The following is a 14,350-nucleotide window of genomic DNA, read 5'->3' as shown; positions in this document are numbered from 1 at the left end:
ACCAATGGCTACCAATACGAACGACCTGCCGATCGTGGCGCTGACCCCGGGCGACTGCACCGGTATCGGTCCCGAACAGACCGCGCGCATTCTCTCCGACGACCGGCTCAGCGATGCTGCGCGCCTCGTCGTGATAGGCGACGCCCGTGTGCTGGAAATGGGCATGGCGCATGCCGGCGTGAAGCTTGACGTCGAGCGGATCAGCTCGCCCAAGGCGGCTCGCTGGGGACAGGGCACCGTGCAACTCGTCGATCTCGGCAACACCGATCCCGCGAAGTTCCCGCCCGGCAAGTCCAACGCCGAATCCGGCTGGCTGACCGGTGAGACGCTGTCGCGGGCGATCGAGTTCGCCAGCGCCGGCGAAATCGACGCCATCACATTCGCGCCGCTCAACAAGCGGGCGATGTTCGACGGCGGCTGGAAATTCCCCGACGAACACAAGATGTTCGCGAGCCTGCTCGGGCACAAGAGCTACTTCTCCGAGATGAACGTGCTGGACGGCCAATGGATGTCGCGGGTTACCGGACATCAGTCGCTGCGCGAGGCGCTGGACGGTATCAATGCGGAAAGCATCACCGATGCGATCGAGCTGGTCGACCGGATGATGCGCAGGGCCGGCGTCGCCAGGCCGCGCATCGCGGTGGCCGCGCTCAATCCGCATGCCGGCGAGGGCGGCCTGTTTGGCCGCGACGAGATCGAGTTGATCCGCCCGACGGTCGAAGCGGCCGCGAAGAGAGGGATCGCCTGCAGCGGACCTTATCCCGCGGATACCGTCTATGTCCGGGCCTTTGCCGGCGAATTCGACAGCGTGGTCGCGATGTATCACGACCAGGGCCAGATCGCGACCAAGCTGCGCGGCTTCAACCGCGGCGTCACCGTCACGGCCGGGCTCGAGACCGTATTCACCACGCCGTCGCATGGTACGGCATTCGATATTGTCGGCCATGGCGTCGCGAAGACCGGTGCCTTCGAAAGCGCCGTCCGTCTCGCGGCGCAGTTGGCCTCGATGAAATCCTCGACGAAGTCTTTGGAGACATCCCATGCACACTGATCGCAGGACCCTGATCCGGGCCGCCGCCGCGCTTCCGCTCTCGGCGGTCGGCAGCAGCGCGGCCTTCGCGCAAGCCACGGCTGCCGCGCCTGCACCCGCGGCCGCGCCGCCCAAGGAGGTCACGCGCGCACTCGCGCATTATCTCGTCACCGCGAGTTATGACGAGCTGCCGGCCAATGTCCGCAAGGAGGGGGTTCGGACGCTTCTGAACTGGGTCGGCGTCGCCATCGGCGGATCGCATCACGAGACGGTCGACATCGCTGTCGCTGCGCTCGGTCCGTTCTCGGGTCCGCAGCAGGCCTCGCTGTTCGGGCGCCGTGAGCGGTTCGACATCATGAACGCGGCCTTCATCAACGGCGTGTCGAGCCACATCTTCGATTATGACGACACGCATCTGAAGACCATCATCCATCCCGCCGGTCCCGTGGCCTCGGCGATCATCGCGCTGTCGGAAATGCAGCCGGTCTCCGGCAAGGAGTTCCTGAACGCGCTGGTGCTCGGCGTCGAGACCGAATGCAGGATCGGCAACTCGGTCTATCCGAACCATTATGATGTCGGTTGGCACATCACCGGCACCGCCGGTGTGTTCGGGTCGGCGGCCGCCGTCGGCAAGCTGTTGAAGCTGAACGAGCAGCAGATGATTTGGGCGCTCGGCCTTGCGGCGTCGCAGCCGGTCGGCCTGCGCGAGTCCTTCGGCTCCATGAACAAGAGCTTCAACCCCGGCCGCGCCGCGTCCAGCGGCATCTTCGCCGCCATTCTGGCGTCGAAGAATTTCACCTCGTCCGACGCGATGATCGAAGCCAAGCGCGGCTGGGCCAATACGATCAGCACCAAGCAGGATTACAACGAGATCCTGGTCGACCTCGGCAAGCGCTACGAGGCAGCGCTGAATACCTACAAGCCGTTCGCCTGCGGGATCGTGATGCATCCTGCGATCGACGCGGCAATCCAGCTTCGCAACGAGAACAAGGTGACCGCGGACCAGATCGAGCGCGTCGAGCTGAAGGTCCATCCGCTGGTGCTGGAGCTCACCGGCAAGAAGACGCCGCGGCAGGGGCTCGAAGGCAAGTTCAGCATCTACCATGCCGTTGCGGTCGCAATCGTCGAGGGTGCCGGCGGCGAGAAGCAGTTCAGCGATCGTGCCGTGACCGATCCAACCATCGTCGCGCTGCGGGGCAAGGTTGTGCCGGTGATCACGTCTGGCATCAAGCCGGAGCAGGTCGATCTGACCATCGTGCTCAAGGACGGGCGCAAGCTGAACCGCTTCATCGAGCACGCGATCGGCAGCGTCGAGGTGCCGATGAGCGACAAGCAGCTCGAGACCAAGTTCTCCGACCTCGCGGACGGCATCATTCCCGCCGCGATGATCCGGCGCGTCATGGATGCCTGCTGGAATGTCGAGAGCCTGCCGAACGCGGCGGACATTGCCAAGATGTCGGTTTCGGCCTGATCGCGGAGGACGCAGCATGCCGTCACGCCGCCGTTTCTTGCAATCCGCCGCTTCGGTTGCCGCGATGGCCGCCGCCGGCGGCCGCCCGGCGCGCGCGGTGGGCCCGGGCGTTACCGAACGGCTGGCGCGGTACATGGTCGCCGCGCGCGATCAGGAACTGCCCGAGCAGGTGGTGCTGGCCTGCAAGCACCGCATTCTCGATACGCTCGGTGCCATGGTGTCGGGCTCGCGCATGAATCCGGGCATCATGGCGCTGAAATATGTCCGAAGCCTCGGCGGCGATGCCCAGGCCTCCGTCGTCGGATCCGATTTCCGGACCACGGCGGTCAACGCGGCGCTGGCCAATGCCATGTGCGCCCATGCCGACGAGACCGACGATTTCGAGCCCGTCACCAAGGCGCATCCGGGATGCTCGGTCGTGCCGGCAGCTTTCGCCTTTGCCGAGCGGGAACATCGCAGCGGGCAGGACGTCGTGCGCGCCGTCGCGCTCGGCTACGACCTGTGCTGCCGCCTGCTGATGGCGCTGGGGCCGGATCTCGTGCGTGGCTCGCATCGAAGCGCCGAAGGAACGTCGTCGACCTTCGGTGCGCTCGGCGCCGCAGCGTCGCTGGCGCGGCTTGACGAGAGGGGGATGCGCTATGCGATCTCCTATTCGGCGCAGCAGGTCTCCGGCCTGTGGAGCTGGGTTAGGGATCGCGACCATGTCGAGAAGGCGTTCGACTTCGCGGGCATGGGCGCGCGCAACGGCGTGATGGCTGTCGACATGGTCCGCGCCGGATTGACCGGCGTCGATGATGTGCTCGACGGCACCCATAATCTCTTCATCGCGCTCTCGACCGATCCGAAGCCGGAGGAGATGGTGAAGGATCTCGGCAGCCGCTTCTACGTCACCGAGACGGCGATCAAGACTTTTTCGGTCGGCTATCCCATTCAATCGCCGCTGGATGCCACGCTGACGCTGCGCAAGCAGCATGCCCTCACGCCGGACAACGTGCGCAGCATCCTGGTCAAGCTTCCGACCGATGCGATGGGAATCGTCGGCGAGAGCGCGATGCCGGACGTCAATTGCCAGCACCTTGTGGCCGTCGCCCTGGTGAAGGGGGCGGTGTCGTTCAACGACAGCCACGACGTCGCGCTGACGCATGATCCGAAGATCCTCGAGCAACGCGCCAAGGTGACGTTGGCCGGCGACAAGGCGCTGATGGACCCGGCCGCGCCGCGCGGCGCGGTTGTCGAGGTGACGCTCAACGACGGCAGGAAGGTCGATCACTTCACCAAGTATCCGCCGGGCACCAGGGAGAACCCGCTGAGCACGGAAGCCGTGGCGGCAAAGACGCGGGACCTGATCGCGCCGGTGCTGGGCAACGAGAAGACCGAGAAACTGATCGAGCAGATCGGCAATCTCGAGCGGATCGGCGACATCGGTAAGCTGAGGCCATTGATGACGGCCTAGGTGAGAGGCTGGTGGCCGCGAGAACAAGGGAGGAGACGCCGGATCCGGCCAAGCAGGACCGACCAAGCAGGACCGAATGAGCGATCGATGTCCTTGGTGCGCCCGCGGCAGAACCAATGGCGGGAACCCTAGAGCGCACCAAATCGGGCATGATTGCGTTCACGATCGGCCTTTGAAGCAAATCGTCGCGGATCTGGCGGCCCTGTTCAGCCGGTCACGGCACGTGCCGAACGGCCGCACGTGCGCTTAATGAGCGTTTAACGCTTTTGCGCAACAGATAGGACCACCAGCGCGGAATTAGTCCTAGTTACGAGTGCGAGCCGAGCTCCCGAGGAGGGGAATCGGATGGGACTGCTTTTTGTTGGAGTGCTGGCAGGAGTCTTGATCGGCTTTGGCTTGGTTGCGCCTTCCCGAGGATATTTCCTCGGGTGCGCGTCACAACCCTGTTTCGACAGGGTTGCCGTCGTCCAACCCGTGCAGCCAATGCCAGCGGCATCGGCGCCAGATCCTGCGATCGTCAAATCGAATTCTGCCCCCCCGGCAAGGTCCGGCAAGAAACCCCCGAAGAAGCGGGGATCGACCGACCTCACCAAAGCGGCAGCTCCGCGAACGAGGATCAGCGTCTCGCCATCCCAACGCCCCGCGGGCACATCAGATCCCGTCCTGGACAAGGCAAAGGTAACGATCGCGACGAGGATGGGGGATCCAGGATCGGTCGAATTTAGCGATATGAAGCGCGCAATGCGAAAGAACACGCTTGGACGCCCCGTGGATACGATCTGCGGGCGTGTGAAAGGAAGAAGCGCGTCAGGCAGCGAGACTGGAGATAGGCCGTTTCTGTATCTCGTGAAGGAGGATGAAGCATATGTCGTCGACGGCAAGTCAGGGTCGGCGGCTTCAATCGCGTATCGAAATATATGCAATTAGGGAATGCGTCGACTGCGTCACCGCGCGGTATGCGCCCAAATGATTTGAGCGGAAAGAATTTCCAGCCAAGCGCCAAGTGATCCCGTGCCAAGCGATCCCGTAGTGGATACGGCACCAACACTGGCGCTGTACTCTCGTAGTTACCGCATTCAGGACGAATGCAGCATCACGAGAGGCGAAATGGGAATATCGCGGAAATTCTTTTAACTTCGGGGAAATCATGCACGACATAGCGCACTCCTCAAAGCGGCTCAATGAATCCCTTCACTTGCCGGTTCTGGTGATCGTCGAGCCGGTCCTGTTACCTCGCACATGCATTCTGAACGTCCTCAGGCGGGAACTCGACGAACTTGAGATCCTTGACATGGCGACAGTCCAAAGCCTGGACTGCACGTCAGCCCGTGACGTTCGTCTGGTGGTGCTGAGTATCGCGGACAAGCCCATCGGCGATCCCTCGGTTGAGGACGATTTTGCCTTCGTTGCGGAGTGCTGTCCCAACGCCGCCGTTGTAGTCCTGTCAAATCATGACGACGAGCCGACCGTGCAGGCCGCGATGCAGCGGGGCGTGCGCGGCTTTCTTTCCACCTCGCTACCGATCGAGATCGCCATAGCTGGCCTGCGCCTTGTTCTCGTCGGCGGTGTCTACAGGCCGTTGCCCGTCGCCGGGATGAACAAAATGCCGGATTTCGAGCCGCCGGACGCGCGCGGGCTTGCGTCCGCATATCTGATCAACGAGGCAGCCAGGCTGGCTATCGACAGGAGCGTGGCCGATCTCACGCCTCGAGAGCAGCACGTTCTGGCGGAACTGGAACTCGGCCTGCCCAACAAGCTAATCGCCGCCAAATTGAACCTATCGGAAAGCACCGTCAAAATGCACATCCAGCACATCATGAGGAAATGTGCCGCCCACAATCGCACGGAAGCGGTCCTCCGTTGGCGCGGCCGGTTGCCCGCGCAGAGTCGCGATCTCGAGCCGGGCGCAGCTCTGACGACGGAGACCTAGTCACCTTAACCAGCATCAATCCTCTCTGAATGCACCGCGGAAGCTATCGAGCAGGGGCCTGAGTGCGTAAAGTGCGACGGTGCCGCGCCCTGTCGTGATGAACACTTCAACCGGCATACCGGGGACGATCCGGATGTCGTTTTCTGCGATCTGCGCGTCGTCGATCCGGATCCTGGTTGCGTAGTATGGCTGATCGGTACGCTTGTCGAGAAGCCGGTCAGCGGACACATGCACGACAGTCCCCTTCAGGCGCGGCACGCGACGCTGATTGTACGGTACGAGATGCACCTCGGCATTGAGGCCGGGGTGAACCACATCAATGTCCTCGGGTCTCAGGCGGGCGGTCACGATGAGGCGGTCTTGCCGGGGTACCAGGTCCATGAGCGGCGCACCCGCCCCGATGACGCCGCCGGCTGTATGGACCCGCAGGTCGGTTATCACGCCATCCTCAGGCGCCTTGACCTCTGTTCGCGATAGCTGATCCCTGGCCGCAAGCAACCGCTCGCGGAGCTGGAATATCTGGTTCTGCGCTTCACGAATCGACTGCGCGATCTCGTTCTGCCTGTCGCTCTCTAGCTTGAACAATGTCGCCTGCTGCTCGCTGATGACCTGCCCGGCGCGGGAAATCTGTGCGGTGATCTCGCCGCGGCGACCCTCAACGTCGGCCAGTTCGCGCTGAAGGTTCAGAAGTCGCGGCCGCCGTTCGAGTCCTTTGTTGACGAGGGTCGTGACCATGTCCAGTTCCTCCCGGACGATGTCGATTCGCTGCCTGGTAGCGCTCTCCTGGGCCCTGAGACCTTCGATCTCCTTTTCGACTTGAAGCCTTCGTTCGCGAATGACTGCAAGCTGCGACTCGTGAACCTGCCGACGTGCCTGAAAAATGAACTGCTGCGCCGACAGCGCTGCGGCGGCCACTCCATTCTGCCTGGTGTCCTGTTCCAGCGCGCTCGGGATCGCGATCCTTTCGAATCTCTGCTGCTCGGCCTGAAGCCGTGCCGCGCGGGCAATTGCATCCCACAACTGACCTTGAAGGCTTTGCACCTCCGAACCGGCTCGAGTGTCGTCCAGCGCGATCAGCATCTGTCCGCTTCGCACGATATCGCCGTCCGAAACCAGGATCTTCCTCACGATACCGCCTTCCAGATGCTGAATTGTCTTGCGGCTCGATTCTGATTCCACGACGCCGGACGCGATCGCGGCGCTCTCGAGCGGCGCGAGGCTCGCCCATGTGCCAAGCCCCACCATGAAGAAGGCCACCAGCAGATTGCCCGCGAGCATGATACCGCGAAGCCTCCGGCGCGGAGAGATCGGCGTGGGTGTCGAGCACCATGGATATTCAAGAGGCTCGAAATCATCGATTGCGGTAACCACGGCTCCAAGTTGTCCGGCCAACGGGGGCCTTGCAGGCGTTCGCATGACCTGGTCCCAGATCATGGGGAGTCTCGAGACCGCTGGAAGTTTCCCCAGATAGTGAGAAAAGCTCGAGATCATGGCGCAATCTGCGATGTAAGCTGGGGACGGCTCAGATGCCGTTCGAAAATTTCCTCGCTGTCGCCGAACGCGACGACCGCACCGTCTTCCATGATGGCGATCTTGTCCGCGGCTGCCAGCGGACCCATGCGGTGCGTAACGACGACGAGGATCACACCTGCGAGCTTCATGTGCTGGATGGCATCCAGCAGCATTCGCTCGCCCCCGTAATCGAGGCTGGCGTTCGGCTCATCGAGAACGACGAGGCGTGGACTGCCGAAAAAGGCGCGGGCCAGACCCAGGCGCTGCCGATATCCGCGCGAGAAGACTTTCTCACTGTGGACCACCGTGTCGTAACCCTGCGGCAGGCGCATGATCGCCTCATGGATTCCGGCGAGCTTGGCCGCTTCGGCGACCTTCCGCCGATCGGCGTCATCGAGGCGCGCGATGATGTCGTTGATCGTATCGCCGATCAGGTTGATGTCTTGGGGAAGATAGCCGAGATGGTGGCCGTTTCGGCCTTCGCGAAGCAGCGAGACGTCGGTATTGTCGAGAAGAACACGGCCATGCGTTGGCATCGACAGCCCGGCGATCACCTGGCCAAGCAGGGACTTGCCTGACCCGGACGGACCGACAATGCCGAGGCATTCTCCGGGCGCGAGCGTGAACGAGACGCCGTTCAGCAGAGGATGATTGGTCCCCGCAAGCCTCACGCCGACATTCTCGACGACGAGACCGCTCCGGGCTTGCCGCGGCGAAATCTCCGTATCTCGCTGCCCGGCGGCGGGGAATGCGGCGAGAAGCGCGCCGAGCCGCTGACAGGCGCTCGCGGCTGTCGCGAGCGACTTCCAGCCTGCGATCGCACTTTCGACCGGCGCGAGTGCCCGGCTGAACATCAGCATGGACGCGAAGATGATTGCCGGACTCTTCCCGTGATCGAGCACGAGCCACGCGGCGGCCCCCATGATCAAGACCTGTGATAGCGCGCGGACCGGCTTGGTGACCAGCATGACGATCTCGCCCCGCCGGATTGCCGCGTCGTGCTCCCTGCGCGCCTCCTGCGCGTCATGATGGATCATACGCGCAGCGCTATCGAGCATTCCCATGGCGCGGATCATGTGGATGTTGCCAGCGGCAGCCTGGAGGCGGCCGTAGCTTCTGGACAGTGCGGCGCCGGATCTGAGCAGAACGTCTTCCGTGACCAGATCTCCGACAAGGGTGATAGCGAACAGGAAGGCTACGCAGCAGGCACCGACTACGCCCAGCAAGGGATGGATGAGAAACAGGACAAGAAGGAACAAGGGCGTCCAGAGCGCGTCGAACAGCATCGGACATGCGCCAGACTCAATGAATTGGCGCAGCACGGTGAGATCCCGATATGTGCCGGATGCTTGCGTCCAATCGCTGCGAAACGCGGATTCGAGGCCGGCCGAAAGCACGCAAGGACGGAGCCGATCGTCGAGCCAGGCGCCAAGGCGCGCCAGCAGTGCACGGCGCAATGCATCGAACACCCCTCCGACCACCACCGTGATCGCGACAATGAGCGTGAGCAGGAGCAGTGTGTCGCCGCTCCGGCTCGACAAGACTCTGTCGTAGATCTGAAGAAGGTAGATGGAGGGAGCAAACAGAAGCAGATTGTAGCTGCAACTATACGCGAATACGAGACCGAGCGGTCCCGCGCAGGACCAGAGGGCCGCATGCAGTGGTGTCCGGATCTGCGGCAGGATGGGCATCTGAATGGGCGGCATCAGCATGATCGTCACCGCCTGAAATCGAGGTCCGACGCACTTGCTCGATGGTCGGCGTCATCAGCCAACGGCATCGGCGGGGCATTCGCTTGAACTCCCGGACCGGCGGCGGTGGCCACCGGTCCTGCCAGTCGGACGAACCGGTGGTCAGAGCGTATCGAGATGGAAGCTCACTTCTCCACCCAACGCGGCGTTGCCGTCTCCGCCATTGCCGCCGATGCCGGCCAGGACATCCTGATGCTGGTCCACCGTGAGCTTGTTGATCTGGGTGGCATCCGTATTGGCGTATACCTTGGAAGTATCATGGCCGCTGTAGGATTTCTGGCTTCCGTTCGACTCGGCGGCTCCGCCGTTGGCTTTCGCAAACAACGAGGCTGTCGCGTTTGCGCCGCCGGCGTCCCAATCCGCCTTCTGAGTCACGTGATCGCCGGTGCTCACATGCACATCGGCGCCTTCTGCCTTGTTGGTCGGATCGAAGTTGACCGTCGGCTTGCTGATGATAGCTCCCTTGAAGGTACCATCGCCGCCATTTCCGACACTTTGACCACCGGTGTTGATCGATTTGAATTCGATCGAATCCGAGATGTGAATCGCCTTGGGCAACATGTGAGCCTCCGTGCTTCTGTTGGCTGTCTCGCATCATCCATCCCGATCAGGCGGACGCGCGCGGCAAGTCTGATCCGCCCATGCGCGATGACGATAGATGTCAAATCGGACACCATCCGGTTCGGTCGATCTACGTACGAAAGTATGTCATTATTCCTGCAACATCCGAGCTCGAAACGTCAGGGGACGGCGCCTTTGGGTGAGCTCGTATGCACAGGGCCGCCTTCCGATCGGGCCGGCGCGAGCGGTTTGATGTTGCGCTATCCCATCAGGTGAAGGTCTGACAGAAGGTGGGCGGTAAGATCGCCGCCCAGCGCGAGATTGCCGTAGCCGCCGTCTCCGCCAAGTCCGGCGATCTGCACCGCACTCTGGTCGATGTGCACGTTGTTGACCTGATCGGCCAGGGCCGTCGAATGGGGACCTGCGATTGCGATGTTGATGGGTGCATAGATGGCGACGCTGACATCGACCAGGCTTCCGGCAAAATAGCCGTTGCCACCATTGCCTGCGCCGTTCGAACCGGTCGCAATCGTGTCGGAGCCTCCCCACAAGCCGTGGGAAAGAAGGCTTGCATGGCCGCCCGTCGCGGCGTTGCCATTGCCGCCGTGTCCGCCAATGCCGGCGATCTGAACTATGGATTGATCCACGTCGGCGTCATTCGTCTGGACCGAATGAACGTTGGAGCCATAGCCCGCGACTGCGATGTTGATCGGGGCGTACAGCACGAAGGAGGTATGGACGAGTCCGCCGTAGAACACGCCGTCGCCGCCATTGCCGGCCTGGCTTCCGCCCGTTTGAAAGTCCGAGACGCCCCCTCCGTTTGATCCCCAACTGGGGTCGAGCGTGATGATGCTGCCGCCGGCGGCCACGTTGCCATTTCCGCCACTTCCGCCGACGCCCGCGATCTGTATGGCCGATTGATCGATGTCGACGGTGTTCGATTGACTTGCATGCGCAGTGCCGCCCGGGCCCGCCACCGCAATATTGATCGGATGATAGATCACCACAGGAGCGTCCACCAACGCACCCGAGAAATAGCCGCTGCCGCCGTTTCCGGCGCTGTTGTCGCCGGTCGCGATCACGTTGAAGCCCGAGGAAGTACTGACGCTCCCTCCCGATCCAATGTTGTCATTGCCGCCATGGCCGCCGACGCCGGCCATCTGAAAGGCGGATTGATCGACATTCAGATTGTTGGACTGGCTGGCCAGGGCGACCGAGCCGTATCCCAAGCTTACCGAGATGTTGATCGGTTCATAGATCAGCACCGACGCGTGAATGATCCCCCCGTAAAAATAGCCATCTCCGCCGTTCCCGGCCGTGTTCGCTCCGCTCTCGACCTTGGCAATGTCCGTCCCGGGATGGGATGCGCCGGAAGCGGACGTGGTGGGATGCTCGGATTGAACCGGATGGGAGTCATGATGCTGGGTATGCGCGCTCGCCGGGTGCGCTCCAAGGCCTGCAAGTGGGCCGGTGCCATGAACCAGGGCAGCTCCGCCGACCGCGTCAGTCGCGAACGGGGCGCTCGGCGCAGGGCCCGGTTCATCGTCACCATCGTACCCATCGTGGTGAAGAGAGGCGTGATGCAGCCGGATTCCATCCGACATCCGTGAAAAATCCATCATAGCCTTCCTCATCGCAATCGCTCCGCGCAATCGGACGGGTTCTGCACTCCGGACAGAATGTCATCCAGGGAAGGTGGAAAGCCCAGCCGTCAGTTTGGATATAGCGCTTCGTGTGGGAGCCGTAACATCGGCTACATCCGTTTGGGTGCGGTTATAGCCCTCTGACTTCGTGCGGGCCGGGACTGGAAAGTGCGAATCCCCCTGCCGCTGAGCCGATTGGCCAGGGAAGGCCTCGCTTACACGAATGGTTTTCAGAGCAGATGTCGGACGATCATCGACCGCCCGGCGCTTTCGCTCGGCATTGGCTGGGCGGGCAGCTCGGCTTTGTTGACACTTCGACGAACGTTCGCTTTTCAGATTGTACGCGGGTTGCAACGAGGTAGAGGACACCGGCGATACACAGCGTCGCCAGGCTCGCGACTGCCACGCGCACCCCACCCTGAAGCAACAGCTTACCTAGCTCACGGATCATCATGTCGGGTGGAATAGACTTGAGTCGTTAATCGTTCGTAGGCCTGTGCCAATTATCGACCAGAGAGATGGTTATTGCGTTGCTCAACGTCGTGAGAGCTCGCGAGATTGGAAAAACAAGAACCGTCCAACCAGGTTCGTCCAGGCATGACAACGGAACGGACTGAGCGCGTATCTGTGGCGAAAACTGTGGCGGCGCTTTTTTGGCTTGTGCGGGACTGGCTACAACCCTTTGATCTCATTGGTGGGCCCGGCAGGACTCGAACCTGCAACCAGACCGTTATGAGCGGCCGGCTCTAACCATTGAGCTACAGGCCCCGCCGCCTTGCGGGCCGCAAGGCGCGGCCGGCAACGGTGCGGGCTCCGTTTACAGGGTGCGCGGGGTTTCGGCAATGCCGCACCTCGCGCTCCCTGACCGTCCGCGTCAGTCGACCGAGACGCCGGCGAACTCCACGACCTTGCGCCATTTCTCGGTCTCGTCGGCCACCAGTTTGCCGAATTCGGCCGGGGTCATCGGCTTCGGGATGCCGCCGACCTCGGCGAGGCGCGCCACCAGCTTGGGGTCCTTCAAGGCTTCGCCGACCGCCTTGTTGAGGATGTTGACGATTTCCGGCGGCGTGCCCTTCGGCGCGGAGATGCCGTAGAAGCCGACCGACTCGAAGCCCGGCACGGTCTCGGCGATCGCCGGCACGTCGGGCACGCTTGGCCAGCGCTGCGGCGAGGTCACGCCGAGCGCGCGGACGCTGCCGCCGCGCGACTGCTCCAGCGCCGACGGCAGATTGTCGAAGATCAGCTGCACCTTGTCGGAGATGATGTCGGGGAAGGCGATCGCTGATCCCCGATACGGCACGTGCTGCATGTCGCATTTGGTCATCGCCTTGAACAATTCGGCCGACATGTGCACCGAGGTGCCGTTGCCGGACGAGGCGTAGGCGATCTTGCCAGGATTGGCCTTGCAGTAGTCGATGAACTCCTGAACGGTCTTCACCGGCATCGCGTTCGAGACCACCAGCATGTTGGTGAGCTGCATGATGCTGGCGACCGGGGTGGTGTCACGCAGGAAGTCGTAGGGCAACTTCTTGTAGAGCGAGGTCGAGATCGCGTTGTTCGGCGCCACGAACAGCAGCGTATAGCCGTCCGCCGGCGAGTTGATCGCGGCGGCGGCTGCGATGTTGCCGCCGGAGCCGGCGCGATTCTCGACCACGAATTGCTGGCCGAGACGATCCGACAGCCACTGGCTCATGATGCGGGCGACGATGTCGACCGGGCCGCCGGCGGCAAAGCCGATCAGCCAGCGTACCGGACGGTTCGGATAGTCGGATGCGGAGGAGGGGGCAACGGAGGCAATGCAACACATCAAACCAAGCAACGCGGCACGCGCAAATCGGATCATCATTTCTTCCCGTCATTTTCTTGTGACTGTTGCCGGCATGGTTTCACAAAACGCTGCCTTTGCCTACGACCCCGCCCGTGCGACGATAGTCTTGCTCACGTGCAATGCTTGAGGTTCGAGATGAAATTCGCTGTTATGATTTGTGCCGGCGCGCTGCTGCTCGCGGGCGGCGCGGCGGCGCAAGAGGGGGGCAAGACCATTTCCAAAACCACGATCAGTTTCGTCACGGCGACGCCGGGCGGCGGTTTTCCGCTCTATGGCAACGCCTTTGCCGAGGTGATGAATGCGGCCGATCCGACATTGTCGATCGAGCCGCGCAACACCAAGGGCTCCAACGAGAACATCCCGCTGCTCGAGGCGGATAGCGTCGATATCGCAACCGTCGCCGGCGAACCGTCCTATGAGGCCTTGATGGGCATCGGCCGGCCGAAGGCCACCAAATTGAAGATCCTCACCGCGATGTATTCGAGCCCGGGCATGTTCGTGGTCCGCGCCGACAGCCCCTACAAGTCGATCCAGGATTTGGTCGGCCAGCCCGTCGCGTTCGGCGCCAAGGGCTCGGGCCTGCCGATCCTGTCGCGCTATATCCTCGACGGCATCGGGCTGAAGCAGGACGAGGACTTCAAGTCGATCTATCTCGATCGCGCCGGCGATGGACCGGCGATGGTTGAAGACGGCCGCACCGCGGCGCTGTGGGGCGCCGGCATCGGCTGGCCCGGCTTCAGCAAGATGGCCGAGAGCGCGAGCGGTGCGCGCTTCATTGCGCCGACCGCGGACGAAATTGCCCGCATCCGCGCCAAGCACACCTTTCTCAAGCCGCTGACGATCCCCGCCGGCAGCTATCCGAAGCAGACCGAGGCAATCTCCTCGGTCGGCTCCTGGAGCTACATCCTGGTGCGCGAGAGCCTGCCCGACGATGTCGCCTATCGGCTGGCGAAGACGCTGCACGGCGCGGAGGCAACCTTCTGCAAGAAGCTCGCCCAGGCCTGCGAGACCACGGCGGCGAACACCGTCGCCGCAGCGCCCGACATCAATTTGATCCACCCCGGCGTGCTCAGATATTTCCGTGAGATCGGGGTGGCGAAATGATGAGGGCGAGTAGGGAGTAGCGAATAGCGAATAGTTGTTCCCGTTCGTCACGCACCACCCGCAATTC

10 protein-coding genes and 1 tRNA gene are annotated in these 14,350 nt (G+C 62.7%); 5 read left to right on the top strand and 6 right to left on the bottom strand.

Features of this window, described 5'->3' with window-relative positions:
* The first annotated feature begins 4 nt into the window (after positions 1 to 4).
* The 4 genes from G6P99_RS35620 to G6P99_RS35605 all read left to right on the top strand — a co-directional run bounded on the left by G6P99_RS35620 (position 5) and on the right by G6P99_RS35605 (position 5,884).
* Positions 5 to 1,051 (top strand): PdxA family dehydrogenase, encoded by a 1,047-nt coding sequence (locus tag G6P99_RS35620; RefSeq protein WP_029083642.1) that lies wholly within the window; start codon positions 5 to 7, stop codon positions 1,049 to 1,051.
* The gene (locus tag G6P99_RS35615) at positions 1,041 to 2,501 is read left to right on the top strand and encodes an MmgE/PrpD family protein (RefSeq protein WP_029083641.1); all 1,461 of its coding nucleotides are present in this window, start codon (positions 1,041 to 1,043) and stop codon (positions 2,499 to 2,501) included. The genes G6P99_RS35620 and G6P99_RS35615 overlap by 11 nt, the downstream gene beginning before the upstream one ends.
* A 16-nt stretch (positions 2,502 to 2,517) precedes the next feature.
* Positions 2,518 to 3,954 (top strand): MmgE/PrpD family protein, encoded by a 1,437-nt coding sequence (locus tag G6P99_RS35610; RefSeq protein ID WP_029083640.1) that lies wholly within the window; start codon positions 2,518 to 2,520, stop codon positions 3,952 to 3,954.
* 1,147 nt (positions 3,955 to 5,101) lie between these two features.
* The gene (locus G6P99_RS35605) at positions 5,102 to 5,884 is read left to right on the top strand and encodes a response regulator transcription factor (protein ID WP_029084823.1); all 783 of its coding nucleotides are present in this window, start codon (positions 5,102 to 5,104) and stop codon (positions 5,882 to 5,884) included.
* A 15-nt stretch (positions 5,885 to 5,899) separates the two neighbouring features.
* Here G6P99_RS35605 and G6P99_RS35600 read toward each other — a convergent pair whose 3' ends face one another.
* The 6 genes from G6P99_RS35600 to G6P99_RS35575 form a co-directional block, all read right to left on the bottom strand.
* A complete protein-coding gene (locus G6P99_RS35600; RefSeq protein ID WP_246709706.1) occupies positions 5,900 to 7,318 on the bottom strand; it encodes an HlyD family type I secretion periplasmic adaptor subunit in 1,419 nt (472 codons plus the stop codon).
* Positions 7,319 to 7,371: 53 nt separating this feature from the next.
* Complete coding sequence (locus G6P99_RS35595) at positions 7,372 to 9,108, bottom strand: type I secretion system permease/ATPase (protein WP_051346779.1); 1,737 nt, start codon at positions 9,106 to 9,108, stop codon at positions 7,372 to 7,374.
* Positions 9,109 to 9,249: 141 nt separating this feature from the next.
* Positions 9,250 to 9,708, bottom strand: a complete 459-nt coding sequence (locus G6P99_RS35590) for a hypothetical protein (RefSeq protein WP_029084820.1) — start codon at positions 9,706 to 9,708, stop codon at positions 9,250 to 9,252.
* A 260-nt stretch (positions 9,709 to 9,968) separates the two neighbouring features.
* Positions 9,969 to 11,327, bottom strand: a complete 1,359-nt coding sequence (locus tag G6P99_RS35585; protein ID WP_245284913.1) for a hypothetical protein — start codon at positions 11,325 to 11,327, stop codon at positions 9,969 to 9,971.
* A 716-nt stretch (positions 11,328 to 12,043) separates the two neighbouring features.
* Positions 12,044 to 12,119 (bottom strand) — tRNA-Ile (locus G6P99_RS35580).
* 106 nt (positions 12,120 to 12,225) lie between these two features.
* Complete coding sequence (locus G6P99_RS35575; protein WP_035976376.1) at positions 12,226 to 13,194, bottom strand: Bug family tripartite tricarboxylate transporter substrate binding protein; 969 nt, start codon at positions 13,192 to 13,194, stop codon at positions 12,226 to 12,228.
* A gap of 120 nt (positions 13,195 to 13,314) precedes the next feature.
* Between G6P99_RS35575 and G6P99_RS35570 the strand changes: the two genes are divergently transcribed.
* On the top strand, positions 13,315 to 14,283 hold the full coding sequence (locus G6P99_RS35570; RefSeq protein ID WP_165125256.1) for a TAXI family TRAP transporter solute-binding subunit: 969 nt from the start codon (positions 13,315 to 13,317) through the stop codon (positions 14,281 to 14,283).
* Positions 14,284 to 14,350 lie beyond the last annotated feature (67 nt).

It is taken from the genome of Bradyrhizobium sp. 6(2017) (assembly GCF_011058295.2).
Taxonomy (GTDB): domain Bacteria; phylum Pseudomonadota; class Alphaproteobacteria; order Rhizobiales; family Xanthobacteraceae; genus Bradyrhizobium; species Bradyrhizobium septentrionale.
This window is presented reverse-complemented; position numbering and strand designations above follow the sequence as displayed.